The organism is Microcella sp. (genome assembly GCF_030645145.1).
Taxonomy (GTDB): domain Bacteria; phylum Actinomycetota; class Actinomycetes; order Actinomycetales; family Microbacteriaceae; genus Microcella.
The window spans coordinates 42750-59128 of the sequence record NZ_JAUSMI010000084.1 but is presented as its reverse complement, the minus strand read 5'-3'; the positions used below and the strand labels follow the sequence as shown (position 1 = coordinate 59128).

The 16379-nt window shown below is 72.6% G+C and carries 18 protein-coding genes; 13 read left to right on the top strand and 5 right to left on the bottom strand.

Annotation, left to right across the window (positions count from 1 at the left end; all coding sequences use genetic code 11):
• The 8 genes from Q7T15_RS05375 to Q7T15_RS05340 form a co-directional block, all read left to right on the top strand.
• A partial coding sequence (locus Q7T15_RS05375; protein WP_304694036.1) for an FGGY-family carbohydrate kinase occupies positions 1-713 on the top strand: 713 nt, incomplete at its 5' end.
• Positions 710-2269 carry an alpha-N-arabinofuranosidase gene (locus tag Q7T15_RS05370; RefSeq protein WP_304694034.1) on the top strand — a complete coding sequence of 520 codons (1560 nt, stop codon included), beginning with the start codon at positions 710-712 and terminating at the stop codon, positions 2267-2269. The genes Q7T15_RS05375 and Q7T15_RS05370, both read left to right, overlap by 4 nt.
• Positions 2270-2360: 91 nt before the next feature.
• Positions 2361-2876, top strand: a complete 516-nt coding sequence (locus Q7T15_RS05365; protein ID WP_304694032.1) for a DedA family protein — start codon at positions 2361-2363, stop codon at positions 2874-2876.
• A gap of 10 nt (positions 2877-2886) precedes the next feature.
• A complete protein-coding gene (locus tag Q7T15_RS05360; RefSeq protein ID WP_304694030.1) occupies positions 2887-3855 on the top strand; it encodes a 1-phosphofructokinase family hexose kinase in 969 nt (322 codons plus the stop codon).
• A 171-nt stretch (positions 3856-4026) separates the two neighbouring features.
• Positions 4027-5232, top strand: a complete 1206-nt coding sequence (locus Q7T15_RS05355) for an alpha-hydroxy acid oxidase (protein ID WP_304694028.1) — start codon at positions 4027-4029, stop codon at positions 5230-5232.
• Positions 5233-5249: 17 nt separating this feature from the next.
• Positions 5250-6251: an acetamidase/formamidase family protein gene (locus Q7T15_RS05350; RefSeq protein ID WP_304694026.1), complete on the top strand. Its 1002-nt coding sequence runs from the start codon at positions 5250-5252 to the stop codon at positions 6249-6251.
• 67 nt (positions 6252-6318) lie between these two features.
• Positions 6319-6888 (top strand): acetate uptake transporter, encoded by a 570-nt coding sequence (locus Q7T15_RS05345; RefSeq protein WP_304694025.1) that lies wholly within the window; start codon positions 6319-6321, stop codon positions 6886-6888.
• Positions 6889-6912: 24 nt separating this feature from the next.
• On the top strand, positions 6913-7674 hold the full coding sequence (locus Q7T15_RS05340; protein WP_304694023.1) for an SDR family NAD(P)-dependent oxidoreductase: 762 nt from the start codon (positions 6913-6915) through the stop codon (positions 7672-7674).
• Here the strand turns inward: Q7T15_RS05340 and Q7T15_RS05335 are convergent.
• Entirely contained in the window at positions 7671-8366 is a 696-nt protein-coding gene (locus Q7T15_RS05335; RefSeq protein WP_304694020.1) for a GntR family transcriptional regulator, read from the bottom strand. The genes Q7T15_RS05340 and Q7T15_RS05335 overlap by 4 nt on opposite strands.
• A 123-nt stretch (positions 8367-8489) precedes the next feature.
• On the opposite strand from Q7T15_RS05335, the gene Q7T15_RS05330 reads away from it, so the two are divergent.
• Positions 8490-9494 carry a magnesium and cobalt transport protein CorA gene (locus Q7T15_RS05330; RefSeq protein ID WP_304694019.1) on the top strand — a complete coding sequence of 335 codons (1005 nt, stop codon included), beginning with the start codon at positions 8490-8492 and terminating at the stop codon, positions 9492-9494.
• Positions 9495-9548: 54 nt separating this feature from the next.
• The gene (locus Q7T15_RS05325; protein ID WP_304694017.1) at positions 9549-10511 is read left to right on the top strand and encodes an alpha-E domain-containing protein; all 963 of its coding nucleotides are present in this window, start codon (positions 9549-9551) and stop codon (positions 10509-10511) included.
• 394 nt (positions 10512-10905) lie between these two features.
• Here the strand turns inward: Q7T15_RS05325 and Q7T15_RS05320 are convergent, their stop codons facing one another.
• The 3 genes from Q7T15_RS05320 to Q7T15_RS05310 form a co-directional block, all read right to left on the bottom strand.
• Positions 10906-11145, bottom strand: a complete 240-nt coding sequence (locus Q7T15_RS05320) for a hypothetical protein (protein WP_304694014.1) — start codon at positions 11143-11145, stop codon at positions 10906-10908.
• An 87-nt stretch (positions 11146-11232) separates the two neighbouring features.
• Positions 11233-12549, bottom strand: coding sequence for an MFS transporter (locus Q7T15_RS05315; RefSeq protein ID WP_304694040.1), 1317 nt, complete (start codon positions 12547-12549; stop codon positions 11233-11235).
• A 5-nt stretch (positions 12550-12554) separates the two neighbouring features.
• Positions 12555-12977, bottom strand: coding sequence for a MarR family winged helix-turn-helix transcriptional regulator (locus tag Q7T15_RS05310; RefSeq protein ID WP_304694012.1), 423 nt, complete (start codon positions 12975-12977; stop codon positions 12555-12557).
• Positions 12978-13128: 151 nt separating this feature from the next.
• Here Q7T15_RS05310 and Q7T15_RS05305 point away from each other — a divergent pair, with 151 nt between their 5' ends.
• Complete coding sequence (locus Q7T15_RS05305) at positions 13129-14001, top strand: alpha/beta fold hydrolase (RefSeq protein WP_304694010.1); 873 nt, start codon at positions 13129-13131, stop codon at positions 13999-14001.
• Here Q7T15_RS05305 and Q7T15_RS05300 read toward each other — a convergent pair.
• Positions 13998-14360 carry a LuxR family transcriptional regulator gene (locus Q7T15_RS05300; RefSeq protein WP_304694008.1) on the bottom strand — a complete coding sequence of 121 codons (363 nt, stop codon included), beginning with the start codon at positions 14358-14360 and terminating at the stop codon, positions 13998-14000. The genes Q7T15_RS05305 and Q7T15_RS05300 overlap by 4 nt on opposite strands.
• A 45-nt stretch (positions 14361-14405) precedes the next feature.
• On the opposite strand from Q7T15_RS05300, the gene Q7T15_RS05295 reads away from it, so the two are divergent.
• A complete protein-coding gene (locus tag Q7T15_RS05295) occupies positions 14406-15296 on the top strand; it encodes a sulfurtransferase (RefSeq protein ID WP_304694006.1) in 891 nt (296 codons plus the stop codon).
• 9 nt (positions 15297-15305) lie between these two features.
• Positions 15306-16355, top strand: coding sequence for a lipoate--protein ligase family protein (locus tag Q7T15_RS05290; protein ID WP_304694004.1), 1050 nt, complete (start codon positions 15306-15308; stop codon positions 16353-16355).
• Positions 16356-16379 lie beyond the last annotated feature (24 nt).

Genomic DNA, 16379 nt, shown 5'->3' with positions numbered 1-16379 from the left:
ACAACGCCGCCGCGGCCCTCGGGCTCGGCGCGTCGGCCGGCGACGTCGTCATCTCGCTCGGCACGAGCGGCACGGTCTTCGCCGTCACGCCCGAGCCCGTGCGCGACGCGAGCGGGACGGTCGCGGGCTTCGCGTCCGCCGACGGCGCGTTCCTGCCGCTCGTCGCGACCCTCAACGCCGCGCGCGTGCTCGACACCACCGCGACCCTCCTCGGCGTCGACCACGACGGGCTCGCCGACCTCGCGCTCGCGGCGTCGCCCGGCGCGGGCGGGCTCGTGCTGCTGCCCTACTTCGAGGGCGAGCGCACCCCCAACCTCCCCGACGCGACCGCCTCGCTCGGCGGCATGACGCTCGCCTCGACGACGCGCGAGAACCTCGCGCGCGCCGCGATCGAGGGGATGCTCTGCGGCCTCGCCGACGGCCTCGACGCCATCGTGCGCCAGGGCCTGCGACCGCGGCGCCTGCTGCTCGTCGGGGGCGCCGCGCGCTCGCGCGCGGTGCCCGGCATAGCCTCCGAGGTGCTCGGCCTCCCCGTCGTCGTGCCCGAGCCGGGGGAGTACGTCGCCCGCGGGGCCGCGCGGCAGGCGGCGGGGCTGCTCGTCGGCGCGCTGCCCGAGTGGCCGCTCACGGTGCATGCCGCGGTCGAGCATCCCGCCGCCCCGCACGTGCGCGCCGCCTACGCGACGGAGGCCGCGCGCCGGGACTGGGCGTGACCGACCCCGCGACTGACCCCGCGACCGCGACCGACCCCGCGACCGCGACGATCACCGTCGACGGCGCGAACCCGATCGGCCCCGTGAACCGGCGCCTGTTCGGCGGCTTCGTCGAGCACATGGGCCGCGGCGTCTACGGCGGCCTCTACGACCCGGCCCACCCCGCGGCCGACGCCGACGGCTTCCGCGCCGACGTCATCGAGCTCGTCCGCGAGCTCGGCATGACCGTCTTCCGCTACCCGGGCGGCAACTTCGTCTCCGGCTACCGGTGGGAGGACGGCGTGGGCCCGCGCGCGTCGCGACCGCGCCGCCTCAACCTCGCGTGGCACAGCACCGAGACGAACGCCGTCGGGCTGCACGAGTTCGCCGACTGGGTCGAGCGGGTCGACGGCGAGCTCATGCTCGCGACGAATCTCGGAACCCGGGGCGTGCTCGAGGCGACCGATCTGCTCGAGTACGCGCGCATCCCGCACGGCACCGAGCGCGCCGAGCAGCGCCGCCGCAACGGGCGCGAGGAGCCGTTCGACGTGCGCATGTGGTGCCTCGGGAACGAGCTCGACGGCCCGTGGCAGCTCGGCCAGCTCACCGCCGACGAGTACGGCAGCCTCGCGGCGCGCACGGCGAAGGCCATGCGCATGATCGAGCCCGACCTCGAGCTCGTCGCGTGCGGCTCATCGGGGCCCCTCATGCCGACCTTCGGCGAGTGGGAGCGCACCGTGCTCCGCCACGCCTACGACGACGTCGACGTCATCTCGGCCCACTTCTACGCCGAGCCGACGGGCGACGACCTCGCGTCCTTCCTCGCCTCGGGCGCGGTCATGGACGCCTACCTCGGCGCCGTCATCGAGCACGCGGATGCCGTGCGCGACGAGCGCGGAAGCGCGAAGACCCTCGCGATCTCGGTCGACGAGTGGAACGTCTGGTACCAGTCGCGCATGGCCGCGACTCTGCCGACGGGGGACGACTGGCCCGAGGCTCCCGCGCTGAGCGAGGACGAGTACACGACCGCCGATGCCGTCGTCGTCGGCGACCTGCTCATCACGATGCTCGGCCGCGCCGACCGCGTCACGACGGCGTGCCTCGCGCAGGTCGTCAACGTCATCGCGCCGATCGCGGCGCCCGCCGATGGGCCCGCCCGGCGCCGGACGACCTTCCACCCCTTCAGCCTCACGTCGCGGCACGCGCGCGGGACGAGCCTCGCGACGACCGTCGACGGGCCGGTCTCGGTCACCTCGCTGCACGGCGAGGTGCCCGCGATCAGCGCCGCCGCGGTGCGCGGGGAGACCGGGGGAGTGGTCGTCCTCCTCGTCAACCGGCTCCCCGAGGGCGCCGTCGAGACGACGATCGACCTGCGCGGCGAGCTCGGCCGCGGGCTCGGCGGGCTGCGCGTGCTCGAGGCGGTCACGATGAGCGCGGGGGACTCCGTCGAGGATGCGACCGCGGGCCACGGCGACGCCGCGCCCCCGCGCCCGAACCCCACGGCGCGCGCCGAGGGCGACGGCGTCCACCTCACCCTGCCCGCCGCGTCGTGGAGCATGGTCCGGGTCGGGCGATGAGGCGCGACCGGGAGGCGGCCGCCCGGAGCGCCCGCGGAATCCGGGACCTTCGCCCCGGGCATCCGCGAACACCGCTCAATAGGCTGAGGCCATGGAGCCGTTCGACACCGCGTTCGGCCTGCCGCTCCCACTCGCCGTCGGTCTCTTCTACGTCGTCGTGCTGCTGCGCGGCGGGGCGACCTACGCGCTCGGTCGCGGGGTGCGCGGCGGCGCCGGCCGCACGCGGCTCAAGGCGCGGCTCGAGACGCCGCGCTTCCGCCGCGCAGAGCGCATCGTCGAGCGCTGGGGCGCGCCCGTCGTCGCTGCGTCCTTCCTGACGGTCGGCTTCCAGACGCTCGCCAACCTCGCCGCGGGCGTGCTGCGGATGCCTCTCCTCGCGTACCTCCCCGCCCTCGCGGTCGGCGGTCTCGCCTGGGCGCTCATCTGGGGCGTCGTCGGCGTCGCCACCTACGAGGCGATCGCCGAGCTCGCGATGCGGAGTCCGCTCGAGGCCGCGTTGTTCACCGGGCTGCTCGTCGGCGTGCTCGTGCTCATCGAGGTGCTCAACCACCGCCGGCAGAAGCGCCGCGACGAGGTCTCCCTCCTGCAGGCCGCCGCCGAGGCCTAGGCTCTGCGGCATGACCGAGCCCGTCGTCCACCCCGCGCAGCCGGCGCCCGTCGTGACGCTCACCGTGAACCCCGCGCTCGACGTCTCGACGTCCACCGAGCGCGTCGAGCCCGAGCACAAGCTGCGCTGCGGGCCGAGCCGGACCGACGCGGGCGGCGGCGGCGTGAACGTGAGCCGCGTCATCCATCGCCTCGGCGGGCAGTCGATCGCGATCTACGCCGTCGGCGGGCCGACGGGCCGGGCCTACCGGCAGCTGCTCGAGGCCGACGGCATCATCGGTCGCGCGATCCCCATCGACGGGTCAACGCGCGAGAACGTCACGGTCGACGAGCTCTCGACCGGCCGCCAGTTCCGCTTCGTGCTGCAGGGCCCGCACCTGACGACCGACGAGTGGATCGAGTGCCTCACCGCGACGCAGCGCGCGATGACGCCCGGCGGCTACGTCGTCGCGAGCGGATCCCTCTCGCCCGGCATGCCCGATGACTTCTACGCGCGCGTCGCGCGGGCCGCGAAGGCGATCGGGGCGCGCTGCATCGTGGATGCCTCGGGCCCCGCGCTCGCCGCCGCCCTCCGCGAGGGCGTGCACCTCGTGAAGCCGTCGGGGCGCGAGCTCGGCGAGCTCGTCGGCCGCGCGCTGCCCGACCTCGAGTCGCGCGTGGAGGCCGCCCGCGAGCTCGTGGCCCGCGGCGCCGCCGAGGTCGTCGCGCTGACGCTCGGAGGCGATGGTGCCGTGCTCGTCACGGCCGAGAGCGTCACGCGACTGGAGGTCCCGCCCGTCGAGGTGCATTCGACCGTCGGCGCGGGCGACTCGTTCCTCGCCGCGCTCGTCCTGCGCCTCGCGCAGGGCCGCGACCTCGACGCCGCCTTCCGGGCCGGGATCGCCGCGGGCACCGCGACCGCGATGACGGAGGCCACCGAGCTCTGCCACCGCGACGACGTCGAGCGCCTCGAGGCGCAGCTGCTCGCCGCCCGCGGCTGAGACCCCCGCCGAGGTCGCGCGGGGTGTCCGCCGCTGCCGAGAATCGGCACGCTCGCAAAAAGTGTTAGACAAATGTACCGACTCAACGTACTGTGCTGATCACCCCCCGACAGCGAAAGGCGGTGCGCAGTGCGGCGCCAGTGGCCCAACCCCCGAGAGCTCGCTCCTCTGATGCGCTTCCGGCGGCCCGAGCTCAACGGACGCCGCCGCCGGCTCAACGGGGCCCTGACGATCGAGGACCTCCGGATCATCGCCAAGCGCCGCACGCCGAAAGCGCCGTTCGATTACACGGACGGCGCGGCCGAGGCCGAGATCTCGCTCGCTCGAGCTCGCCAGGCGTACCTCGACATCGAGTTCCACCCATCGATCCTCCGCGACGTCTCCGAGGTCAGCACCGAGCGCACCGTGCTCGGCGGACCGAGCGCGCTCCCGCTCGCGATCGCCCCGACCGGCTTCACCCGGATGATGCAGACCGAGGGCGAGATCGCCGGCGCCCGCGCCGCCGACGCATTCGGCATCCCCTTCAGCTTGTCGACGATGGGCACGGCATCGATCGAGGCGGTGCGCGAGGCGATCCCCGACGGCCGCGCCTGGTTCCAGCTGTACCTGTGGCGCGACCGCGAGCGATCGATGACGCTCGTCGAGCGCGCCGCGCAGGCCGGCTACGACACCCTGCTCGTGACCGTCGATGTGCCCGTCGCCGGGGCGCGACTGCGCGACAAGCGCAACGGCATGTCGATCCCGCCCGCGCTCACCCTGGGAACGATCGTCAACGCCATCCCGCGGCCGGCCTGGTGGATCGACTTCCTCACGACCGAGCCGCTCGCGTTCGCGAGCCTGTCGGAGTGGGACGGCACCGTCGCCGAGCTCATCGACACGATGTTCGACCCGAGCGTCACCTTCGACGACCTGCGCTGGATCCGCGAGATGTGGAGCGGGAAGCTCGTCGTCAAGGGCGTCCAGTCGCTCGACGACGCCGTCGCCCTCGCGGCCCTCGGCGTCGACGGCATCGTGCTCTCGAACCACGGCGGCCGCCAGCTCGACCGTGCTCCCGTGCCCCTCCAGCTGCTGCCGGCCGTCGCGAAGGAGGTCGGCTCCGACCTCGAGATCCTCGTCGACACGGGCATCATGTCGGGCGCCGACGTCGTCGCGGCGGTCGCGCTCGGCGCACGCAGCACCCTCATCGGCCGCGCCTACCTCTACGGGCTCATGGCGGGCGGCCAGGAGGGCGTCGAGCGCGCGCTGAGCATCCTCTCGGATCAGATCACGCGCACCATGCGACTGCTGGGCGTGACGAGCCTCGACGAGCTCGGCCCGCAGCACGTCACGCTGCTCAACCCCCGCACCTCCCCCCGTACCTCCTCCCACATCGACTGATCGGAAGGACCGCCCTCATGCGCGAGATCGCGTTCACCCCGGAGCGTTCGCAGTACGTCTACACCTTCGGCGGCGCCGAGCCGGCGATGCGCATCAAGCCCGGCACCGCGATGCGCCTCTGGTCGGAGGACGCCTTCAACTTCGCCCTCACCTCCGTCGACCACCTGCCCAGTCAGCACATCGACATCCGGTACGTGAACCCGCAGACGGGGCCCTTCTACGTCGACGGCGCCGAACCGGGCGACACCCTCGCCCTCCACATCGTCGATCTCACCCCCGCCCGCAGCTTCGGGGCGTCGTCGACGATCCCGTTCTTCGGAGGGCTCACGGGCACCGATCGCACTGCCCTGCTGCAGGATGCCCTTCCCGAAGCCACCTGGATCTACGAGGTCGACACGGCTCGCCAGACCGTGGGCTTCCAGGCCCGGTTCGGCGACTTCGAGGTGTCCCTGCCGCTCGAACCGATGCTCGGGACGGTCGGACTCGCGCCCGGTGCGAGCGAGGTGCGGACGAGCCTCGTGCCGGAGCGCTTCGGCGGGAACATGGACACCCCTGAGATGAAGATCGGCACGACCGCCTACCTCGGCGTGAACGTCGAGGGCGCCCTGTTCTCCATCGGCGACGGCCACTACCGCCAGGGGGAGGGGGAGGCGTGCGGCACCGCCGTCGAGGGAGCCATGAACTCGGTCATCATCGTCGAGCTCATCAAGGGCTCCGCGCCGCTCTGGCCGCGGCTCGAGAACGACGACTACTGGATGGTCGTCGGCTCCTCCCGTCCGATGGAGGACTCGTGGCGCATCGCCCAGCTGGACATGGTCACGTGGTTCACCGAGATGTTCGGGCTCCACGCGATGGATGCCTACCAGCTCCTCACGCAGACCTCGCTCGCGCCGATCGCCAACGCCGTCGACGCCAACTACAGCGTCGTCGTCAAGGTCGCGAAGTCGCTCATGCCCGGCGGCGTCGCCTACGACGGCATCCACCACGAACTTCGCCAGGCGGCTCGACAGCTGCGCTAGCGATGGCCGCGCACCGCGGCGGAGCACCATTCCATCCACCCCTACCCACAATGAAGTGGAGAATCGCATGAACGAACAGAAGGCCGCCAACCCGGCCGTCCTCGGGCTCCTGGGCTACGGCGTCTCGACCGTGCTCCTGAGCCTCGCCAACAGCGGCCTGTACGCCGTCGACGGGATGGTGCTCATCATGGGCGTCTTCTTCGGCGGCATCGCTCAGACGATCGTCGCCGTCATGGCCTTCCGACTCGGCGACACGTTCGGTGTGACCGCCTTCGGCGGGTACTCGTTCCTCTGGCTGTCGTTCGCCTTCCTCAACATCGGCGCCATCAACGGATGGTGGACGGTGTCGTCCGTCGCGATCGGGTGGTACCTGCTCCTCTGGATGGTCTTCACGATCGGCCTCGTGTTCGCCTCGGCGGTCGCCCCGCGGATGCTCACGATCATTCTCGCGCTCACCGCGGTCCTGCTCGGCTCCCTCGGCATCGGCGCGCTCACGGGTAACGCCGCCATCAGCCTGTTCGGCGGGATCGAAGGAGTCATCACCGGCGCACTCGCCATCTACCTCGCATTCGCGTTCCTCATCAACGAGATGTACGCGAAGGCCGTCCTGCCCGTCGGCGCACCACTGCGCGCCTGACCGACCGAACCGAAGGAGAACGACATGGATCTGGGAATCACCGGCAAGACCGCCCTCGTCACGGGAGGCACCAAGGGGATCGGCCGCGCCATCGTGGAGGGGTTCGCGGCGGAGGGGGCCGACGTCGCCTTCTGCGCGAGGGACGCCGCGGAGGTGGAGAGCACGCAGGCCGCGATCGAGGCGATGGGCGTCAAAGCCATCGGGACCGTGCTCGACGTCGGGGATGCGGAGGGCGTCCGCGCCTGGGTCGCCTCGACGGCGAACGAGTTCGGAGGCATCGACATGGTCGTCGCCAACGTCAGCGCCCTCGCCATCCCCGACACCGACGAGAACTGGGAGGCGTCGTTCCGCGTCGACCTCATGGGAACCGTGAACCTCGTGAAGGCCGCCCTGCCGCACCTCGAGGCGAGCGATGTGAAGTCGGCGGTCGCGATCTCGAGCGTGTCCGGCCGCGAGGCGGACTTCGCCTCAGGGCCCTACGGCACGATCAAGACGGCGATCATCGGCTACATGGCCGGCGTCGCCCTCCAGGTCGCCGAGAAGGGCATCCGCGCCAACACCGTGTCGCCGGGCAACACCTACTTTCCCGGCGGTGTCTGGCAGAGCATCGAGGGCGGCAACCCCGACCTGTTCTCGTTCGCCATGGGGCTGAACCCCACCGGCCGCATGGGAACGGCGGAGGAGATCGCGGCCGGCGTCGTGTTCCTCTCGAGCCCGCGTGCGAGCCGCATCAGCGGCGCGAACCTCCTCATCGACGGAGCCCTGACCCGCGGCATCCAGTTCTAGCCGTCGACGCCCCGTTCGCCACCGCGTGCGGCGGGCGGGGCGTCGCGCTGCGCGTCGAAGTAGCCGAGCAGACGGTCGCGCGCCCCCTCGATGTGCGCGCGAGTCAGGTGGCCCGCACGCTCGGCATCGCCCTGCGCGACGGCGTCGAGGATGCCCTGGTGCTGGGCGATGACGTCGTCGAGCGCGAGGAGTCGATGAGCGAGGACCTGCCCGATGCACAGCTCGATCTCGCCCATCAGGAGCGCGTGGAGACGCGCGAGGCGCGGGGAGGGCTGCGCCTCGACGAGCGCGCGGTGGAAGGCGATGTCGGCGCGGGCGAGCGAGCCGGTGTCGGCTCCCTCGGCGTCGCTCGCTGCTGCCGACACGATGACCCGCTGCGCATCGATGGCGTCGGCGGGGGCGGATGCACTGGCGGCGAGCAGGCGCAGAGCGGCCTCCTCGATCACGGCACGATTGGCGTAGAGGTCGACGATATCGTCGCGGTCGAGCTGCGGCACGCGCGCGGTCTTGTGCGTGCTCCGCCGCAGGAGCCCTTCCGCGACGAGTCGCTCGAGAGCCGCCTTCGCGGTCGGCCGAGCGACGCCGAAGCGGTCGGCCACAGCCTTCTCGGTCACCGTGGCGCCCGGAGGCTCGCGCTGCGCGAGGATGCTCTCGCGCATCGCCTCGTAGACGGCGTGGGGCAGTGTCGTCACGGACAGCGACTCGTCCACGGCCCTCCTCTCGACGGACACCTTCGATGGCCTCCGTCATCTGCGCGCGGGGAGCCTAACAGCATTGTCAGACACTAGAGTCGGCGGCGACGCGAAGGAGGGCTCATGCCCGTGATCGACACGGCCGTCTACGTCGACGGCGCCCGCACCGACGATCCTCCCGCGCTCGACGTCGTCGCCGACCTGACGCGCGAGCGCGGCGGCATGGCCTGGATCGGCATGTACCGGCCCACCCCCGACGAGCTCGCGGGCGTCGCCGACGAGTTCGAGCTCAACGCCACCTCGGTCGAGGACGCGCATCACGGGCACCAGCGCTCCAAGCTCGACCGGCACTCCGGCGGCGACTTCATCGTGCTCAAGCCCGCCCGCTACGTCGACGAGGTCGAGCGCGTCGAGCTCGGCGAGCTGCACGTCTTCGTCTCGACCGACGCCGTCATCACCGTGCGGCACGCCGAGTCACCCGACCTCGCGGCCGTGCGCCGCCGCCTCGAGGGCGCCCCCGAGCTGCTCGCGCTCGGCCCGCGCGCCGTCCTCTACGCCATCCTCGACGAGGTCGTCGACGAATACGCGCCGGTCATGGCTGGGCTCGAGAACGACATCGACGAGATCGAGGACGAGCTCTTCGCCGGCGACGACGCCGTCAGCCGCCGCATCTACGAGCTCTCGCGCCAGGTCATCGAGCTGCAGCGCGCGGTGCAGCCGCTGCCGGGAATCATCCGCACCCTCTCGGTCGGAGCCCCCGACGGCCGACTCCGCGACTCCTTCGCCGACGTGCTCGACCATGCACTGCGCGTCGGAGAGCGCGTCGACACCTTCCGGGCCGTGCTGCAGAACGCCCTGCAGGTGAACTCCACTCTCGTGACGCAGCGGCAGAACGCCGAGATGCGGGCGCTCGGGGAGGCCTCGCTCGTGCAGAGCAATGAGGTGCGCAAGATCTCCTCGTGGGCGGCCATCCTCTTCGCACCGACGCTCGTCGGCACGATCTACGGCATGAACTTCACGTTCATGCCCGAGCTCGACGAGCCGTGGGGCTACCCGGCGGCGCTCGCCGCGATGCTCGCGACGAGCGTCGGGCTCTTCGCGATCTTCCGCGCCCGCCGCTGGCTCTAGACCCGTCACCCGCCGGAAACACTCGCGCAACACGCCCCGCTTAGGCTCCCCGGCATGGCGGGCATCGGCGAGCCCCTCGTGCGGGGCGCTGCGGGAGTCTCCGCGAGCGCGCCCGCGCACCTCCTCGCCCTGGGCCGCGGCATCGAGCGGGCCGACGCGACCGCCCGCATCGTCGAGGCTCACCTCCTCCTCGCGCGCGATCACCCCCTTCCCGACGCGGCCGACGCGCGACTCGTCCTCCGCGCGTGCGGGGCCGACGATGCGGCGGATGCCCGACTCGGCCGCGGCGCCGCGATCGACCTGCTCACCGCCGACCGCTCCCACCCCGCGTCGATCGCGCACGCGCTCGTCGAGGCCCGCGACGCCGCCCGGCTCGCGAGGGAGTCGCTGCCCGCCGAGCTCTCCGACATGCTCGTCGCGACGCGCGCCCGCCTGCCGCGGAAGGTCGTCGAGCCGCGCGTCCCCGATTTCCTCGCCTGGGTGCGCGAGCGCTCGGCGCTCGCCGTCGGGATCATCGAGTCCGCGGTCGCTCGCGACGGCGCCTTCGAGCTCATCGCCCTCGGCCGCCGCCTCGAGCGCGCCGCCGCGACGGCCCGCCTCCTCGCCGCCCATGCCGACGACCCCGAATCCGGCCCCGGGTGGATGTTCGTGCTCCGCAGCGCCGGAGCCCACGAGGCGCACGTGCGCGCCCACCGCGGCGCTCCCACCGCCGCGGCCGCGATCGAGCTCCTCGCCCTCGACGAGCGCTTCCCGCGCTCGGTCGCGCACGGGCTCGTCCATGCCGAGCGCAGCCTCCGCGCGATCGGCGTCGACGGAGGCGCTGCAGGTCTCGCCGCGAGCCGCCGGGCCGCGGCCGAGCTCAGCCTTCTCGTCGAGGCGAGCGCGAGCGCGGCCGCCGAGCTCGGCACCGCGCCCGCCGACGCGGATCGCGCCCGGGCGCGCCGCGCATCCGCCCTCCGCTCGCTGCACGCCGCGGTGCAGCAGGCGACGCGCGAGATCCTCGTCGCCCTCGACTAGCTCCGCGGCCTGGCCCACGCCCGCCCCAGCACGTCGCGCGAGAACCGAATGCAGTCACAGACGGCCCGATGCGGGCCCGGGCGGCCGGAGTTCGAACGGTACAGGCCACGCGAGACTGCATTTGGTTCGCGCATCGCGCATCGCGCATCGCTCGGCACCCGTCCCGTATCGCGCATCGCGCATCGCTCGGCACCCGTCCCGCATCGCGCATCGCTCAGCACCCGTCCCGCTCAGCACCCTCGACGATCCGCTGCCAAATGCACGCAGAAGCAGCCCAGCACGGCCTGCCGCCCACGGGCCCTCGCGGATCCGCTACGGGGGTGCCTGCATTCGGCATCGCACGGGATTTGAGTCATCGGGCTCGTCAGGACGCACGCGCGGCCTGCGACCCCGCTCAGACCGCGGCGGGCGGGCAGTGCAGCCGCGTCGCGGTGGTGCCGACGCCGCGCTCGATGACGTGATCGGCCATGAGGGCTCCGCAGAGCGGGCACGTCGGGTCGGCCGGGGCGACGTACGGTTCCTCCGGGCGGCCGATGCCGACCGCGGCGGGCCCGGCGATCGGGTAGAAGAACCGGTTGACCGCGGCCCAGAACCCGGGCTGACCCGTCCACGGGTTCGGAAGCTTCGACACCATGCCCCGATCCTCCCACTCGTTCCCCCCGGCCGGCACCGGCCGAAGGTCCCGCGCCCGTGCGGGCCCGACCGCGCGGCCACGCCCGGATCACCCCTTGCGCGCCGACGCCTCCACGATCGCGATCTCGCGCGTCGCCGTGTCGAGGTCGTAGTCGTCCCCGTCGTACCGCACGCGCACGCGCCACCACGGTCCGCCGTCGCGCCCGAGCCGCAGGTTGCGGGTCGAGCGCATCCACAGCCCGGCGACGGCGGCCGCCGCGAGGCCCGAGATCGCGGCGACGACGAGCGCCCAGCGCGGCCCCGCCTCGTTGGCGATGAAGCCGAGCAGCGGGGCGCCGAGCGGCGTACCCCCCATGAAGATCGTGAGGTACAGCGCCGTCACCCGCCCGCGGATCGCGGGCCGCGTCGTCGTCTGCACGTACGCGTTCGAGGAGGTGATCATCGTGAGCGAGGTGAACCCGACGAGCACGAGCGCGGCGGCGAAGCTCTCGAAGGTCGGCATGAGCGAGGCCGCGGCGGTGCTGAACGAGAACCCGAGCGCCGACAGCGCGATGACCCGCAGTCGCGGCCGTTCGCGCCGGGCGGACATGAGGGCGCCGGTCACCGATCCGATGGCGAGGATGCTCGACAGGAGCCCGAACTCGGTGGCGCCTCGGCCGAACTCGACCCGGGCCATCGTCGCGGTGAAGATGCCGAAGTTGAAGCCGAACGTGCCGACGAGGAAGACCATCGTGAACACGACGACGAGGTCGCCGCGGCGGCGCACGTACTGGATGCCCGCCTTGAGCTGCCCGCGCCCCTTCTTCTCCTTCTTGAGGCGGTGCAGCTGGTCGCCGCGCAGCATCGCGAGCGCGAGCAGCGTCGCGGCGTAGGTCATGCCGTTGATCGCGATGACCCAGCCGGCGCCGATCGTGGCGACGAGAAGACCCGCGACGGCCGGCCCGATGAGGCGCGCGACGTTGAAGGACGCCGAGTTGAGCGCGACCGCGTTGGGCAGCTGCGTCGGCCCGACGAGCTCCCCGACGAAGGTCTGGCGCACGGGCGCGTCGAGCGCGGTGGCGATGCCGAGGCCGAGGGCGAAGAGGTAGACCATCCAGAGCTCGGCGATGTCGAGGATGACGATGAGGCCGAGGCCGAGCGCGAGCAGACCCTGCAGCGCCTGCGTGGCCGCGAGCAGCTTCCGACCCGCGAACCGGTCGGCGATGATGCCCGCGTACGGGCCGATGACGAGCGCGGGGCCGAACTGCAGCGCCATCGCGACGCCGACGGCGGCGGCGTCCTCGTTCGTGAGGTCGGTGAGGATGAGCCAGTCCTGCGCGGTCCGGTTCATCCACGCGCCGATGTTCGACACCATCGCCCCGACGAACCAGATCCGGTAGTTCAGGAGCCCGAGGCTGCGGAACATCGTCCTCACGAGTCGGCGAGCTTCCGCAGCACGGGGCGCACGGCCTCGAGCGCCGCGCGCTCGTCGGGCTCGAGCGCGTCCAGCTGGCGGTGGAACCAGGCGGTGCGCAGTCGTCGGGTCTCGGCGATGAGGTCGTCGCCCGCCGGAGTGAGGCTCACCCAGACCTGGCGCGCATCCGTCTCGCTGGGCTCTCGGCGCACGACGCCGGCGGCCTCGAGCGCGTTGAGGGTGCGGTTCATCGAGGGCGGGCTGACGCGCTCGCGCTCGGCGAGCACGCCGGGGGAGGTGCGCCCGTGCGTCTCGAGCTGCCACAGCACCCCGAGCTGCGTGTCGGTGATGCCGTCGCCGCCGCGCTCGGCACGGATGCGCCGCGCCACCTTCTGGATGAGCACGCGCAGCTCTTCGTCGGGGTCGCTCGCAGTCGTCATGTCATCGTTAGCGTAGGTCATTACCCTGGCTAACGACTTGGTGCCGTCGAGCATTCCCTCAGCGTCCGACGCGCCCCCGGCGCCGCCGCGCCCGCGCACCCCTGCCGCGGCGCCCCCGCCGCCCCTACGATGAACGCAGGGAGGCCCGACCATGGTGAAGTTCATCGCCGAGCGCGAGCACCGCACGTTCGTCGACGCCCAGGGCGTCACGATCCACTACTACGTCTGGGCGCCCGGTCGGCCGAAGGCCGTCGTGCAGCTCGCGCACGGCGTCGGCGAGCACGCGCTGCGCTACGAGGTCCTCGCGCAGGGGCTCGTCAACGCCGGCTACGCCGTCTACGCCGACGACCACCGCGGCCACGGCATGACGGGCGTCGAGATGACCGACGGCGACTCCTCGAAGATGGGCAAGCTCGGCCCCGGCGGACTGCGCGCGACGATCCAGGATCTCCGCGACCTCAGCGCGATCATCCGCACCGATCACCCCGAGCTGCCGCTCGTGCTCCTCGGGCACTCGTGGGGCTCGCTCATGGCGCAGATCATCCTCAACGACCACGCCGCCGACTACGACGCGGCCGTCCTCACGGGCACGAGCTACCGGATGCCCGGCTACATGAACTCCGGAGACCTCAACGCCAAGCACGCCCACCTCGGCGACACGGGCGTCGAGTGGCTGAGCCGCGACCCCGAGGTGCACCAGCTCTTCCGCGCCGACCCGCTCACGTTCGACGCGAAGATCCTCAAGCTCTTCGGCGTGCGCGACGGGCTGCGGCTCTACGGCCGCCCGAAGCGCCTCGGCCGCGACATCCCCCTGCTCGTCATGGTCGGCGACGACGACCCGCTCGGCGGCGAGCCCGGCGCCGTGAAGCTCGTCGAGGAGTACGCGCGCCGCGGCGGCCTCACCGACGTCGAGCTCGCCGTCTACCCGGAGGCCCGCCACGAGGTCTTCAACGAGCTCAATCAGGCGGATGTCCGGCGCGACCTCATCGAGTGGCTCGACGATCGGCTGTCCCCGACCGACTAGTGCGCATGCCCGCCCGGGAGCGACACCGCGGTGAGGAGCATGACGCTCGGCTCGAGCGCCTCGACCCGGTGCGTCCCGTCGGGGATGCGCACGAGCATCCCGGGCTGCGCCTCGATCGCGTGATCGCCCTTCTCGCTCGCCCACGACAGCCGCACCCGTCCGCGCAGCACGCGCAGCGTCGCCTCGCCCGGGTTGCCGTGCTCGGGCAGACCGCCGCCCGTGTCGAAGGCCATCGCGAGGTGCCGCAGCGTCGACTGACCGAGATCCAGCTTGAGCGTCGCGCGCTTGTCGGGCGCGGAGAGCGCCTGCTCGAGCAGGTGGTCGGCGAGGCGGTCGAGGTCGTGCGCGACGGGGTCCATCCCCGCACCCTACGCCGACGCCCGCCCGCTGAGTAGCCTGGACCGATGCCGACGACTCTGCCTCCCTTCGTCTCCGCCGCCGAGCTCGAGGGCCTCATCGCCGAGGCCGGGCGTGACGAGCGCCGTCTCGTCATCGCCGACGTGCGCTGGTACCTCGACGGCCGCTCGGGCCGCGACGCCTTCCACGCCGGCCACATCGCCGGTGCAGTGTTCGTCGACCTCGACGAGTGGCTCGCGGGTCCGCCGAGCGCCGCGGAGGGACGGCACCCCCTCCCCGACCCCGAGCGCTTCGCCCGCGGCATGAGCGAGGCCGGCATCGGCGACGGCACGACCGTCGTCGCCTACGACGATGCGGGCGGCGTCATCGCGGCGCGCCTCGTGTGGATGCTGCGCGCACTCGGCGAGGACGCCGCCGTCCTCGACGGAGGCATCACGGGCTGGCCGGGCGAGCTCGGAGCCGGCGCGACTGTCGCCGGGCGTCGAGCGGCGCCGCGCGCCGACGCGACCTTCACCGCCCGCTCGTGGCCAGCATCCGCCCTCGCCTCGATCGACGAGACGCAGGCCCGCGCCGCCGACGGCAGCGCCGTCGTGCTCGACGCGCGCACCGCCGACCGCTTCGCCGGCGAGACCGAGCCGGTGGATGCCCGTGCGGGCCACATCCCGGGCGCCCGCAACCTCTCGGTGCGCGATCACATCGGCGGCGACGGCCGCCTGCGCGACCTCGACGAGCTGCGGGCCCGCTTCGCGTCGGTCGGTCTCGCCCCCGGCGGCGCGACCCCGGGCTCCGACGTCATCGCCTACTGCGGCTCGGGCGTCACGGCGTGCCACGAGCTGCTCGTCCTCGAGCACGCGGGTCTCGGCCGCGGCCGGCTCTTCCCGGGCTCGTGGTCGCAGTACGCCGCCGACGCCCAGCGCCCGGTCGCGACGGGTGCCTAGGCTGGCCCCATGCATGGTGAGTACAAGGTCCCCGGAGGCAAGCTCGTCGTCGTCGATCTCGAGGTCGACTGCGGCCTGATCACGGAGTTCCGCCTCGCGGGCGACTTCTTCGTCGAGCCCGACGAGGCCATCCCCGCCATCGAGGCGGCCGTGATCGGGATGCCCGCCGACGCCGATCACGCCGCCTTCGCGCGCGCGATCTCCGCGGCCCTCCCTCCCGGCGCCGTGCTACTCGGATTCAGCGCCGATGCCGTCGCGACGACGATCCGCCGCGCGCTCGCCGAGGCGACCGCCTTCACCGACTACGAGTGGAGCCTCGTCGTCGGCCCGCCGCTCACCCCGCAGCAGCAGATGGCGGCCGACCAGGTGCTCGCCGAGGAGGTCGGCGACGGCCGCCGCGGCCCGACCCTCCGCATCTGGGAGTGGGAGCGCCCCGCCGTCGTCATCGGCTCCTTCCAGTCGGTGAAGAACGAGGTCGACATGGACAACGCGCACCGCTACGGCTTCGAGGTCGTCCGGCGCATCTCGGGCGGTGGCGCGATGTTCATGGAGGCCGGGAGCGTCATCACCTACTCGCTCTACGCGCCCGTCGCGCTCGTGCAGGGCATGAGCTTCGCCGAGTCGTACGCCTTCCTCGACGAGTGGGTCATCGAGGGCCTGAAGGGGCTCGGCATCGAGGCGAGCTACCAGCCGCTCAACGACATCACGAGCACGAAGGGCAAGATCGGCGGCGCCGCGCAGAAGCGCCTCGGCTCGGGCGCCGTTCTGCACCACGTGACGATGAGCTACGACATGGACGGCGACCGCATGGTCGAGGTGCTGCGCATCGGCCGCGAGAAGCTCAGCGACAAGGGCGTGAAGAGCGCGAACAAGCGCGTCGACCCGCTGCGCAGCCAGACGGGACTGCCGCGCGAGGAGATCATCGACCGCCTCGTCGCGACCTTCCGCGCCCGCAACGGCCTCACCGAGAGCGCCATCACGCCGGAGGAGATGGAGCGCATCGACGCTCTCGTGGCGGAGAAGTTCTCGACCGAGGAGTGGCTCCACCGCGTGCCCTGAGCGGGCGAGTCGTCCCCGACGGGC

What these genes read in the sequence shown, in the direction of transcription:
- Q7T15_RS05365 (WP_304694032.1), top strand. Translation starts at nt 2,361, where the DNA reads ATGGAGCCGTTCGACACCGCGTTCGGCCTGCCGCTCCCACTCGCCGTC.
- Q7T15_RS05360 (WP_304694030.1), top strand. Translation starts at nt 2,887, where the DNA reads ATGACCGAGCCCGTCGTCCACCCCGCGCAGCCGGCGCCCGTCGTGACG.
- Q7T15_RS05355 (WP_304694028.1), top strand. Translation starts at nt 4,027, where the DNA reads ATGCGCTTCCGGCGGCCCGAGCTCAACGGACGCCGCCGCCGGCTCAAC.
- Q7T15_RS05350 (WP_304694026.1), top strand. Translation starts at nt 5,250, where the DNA reads ATGCGCGAGATCGCGTTCACCCCGGAGCGTTCGCAGTACGTCTACACC.
- Q7T15_RS05345 (WP_304694025.1), top strand. Translation starts at nt 6,319, where the DNA reads ATGAACGAACAGAAGGCCGCCAACCCGGCCGTCCTCGGGCTCCTGGGC.
- Q7T15_RS05340 (WP_304694023.1), top strand. Translation starts at nt 6,913, where the DNA reads ATGGATCTGGGAATCACCGGCAAGACCGCCCTCGTCACGGGAGGCACC.
- Q7T15_RS05330 (WP_304694019.1), top strand. Translation starts at nt 8,490, where the DNA reads ATGCCCGTGATCGACACGGCCGTCTACGTCGACGGCGCCCGCACCGAC.
- Q7T15_RS05325 (WP_304694017.1), top strand. Translation starts at nt 9,549, where the DNA reads ATGGCGGGCATCGGCGAGCCCCTCGTGCGGGGCGCTGCGGGAGTCTCC.
- Q7T15_RS05320 (WP_304694014.1), bottom strand. Translation starts at nt 11,145, where the DNA reads ATGGTGTCGAAGCTTCCGAACCCGTGGACGGGTCAGCCCGGGTTCTGG.
- Q7T15_RS05315 (WP_304694040.1), bottom strand. Translation starts at nt 12,549, where the DNA reads ATGTTCCGCAGCCTCGGGCTCCTGAACTACCGGATCTGGTTCGTCGGG.
- Q7T15_RS05310 (WP_304694012.1), bottom strand. Translation starts at nt 12,977, where the DNA reads ATGACGACTGCGAGCGACCCCGACGAAGAGCTGCGCGTGCTCATCCAG.
- Q7T15_RS05305 (WP_304694010.1), top strand. Translation starts at nt 13,129, where the DNA reads ATGGTGAAGTTCATCGCCGAGCGCGAGCACCGCACGTTCGTCGACGCC.
- Q7T15_RS05300 (WP_304694008.1), bottom strand. Translation starts at nt 14,360, where the DNA reads ATGGACCCCGTCGCGCACGACCTCGACCGCCTCGCCGACCACCTGCTC.
- Q7T15_RS05295 (WP_304694006.1), top strand. Translation starts at nt 14,406, where the DNA reads ATGCCGACGACTCTGCCTCCCTTCGTCTCCGCCGCCGAGCTCGAGGGC.
- Q7T15_RS05290 (WP_304694004.1), top strand. Translation starts at nt 15,306, where the DNA reads ATGCATGGTGAGTACAAGGTCCCCGGAGGCAAGCTCGTCGTCGTCGAT.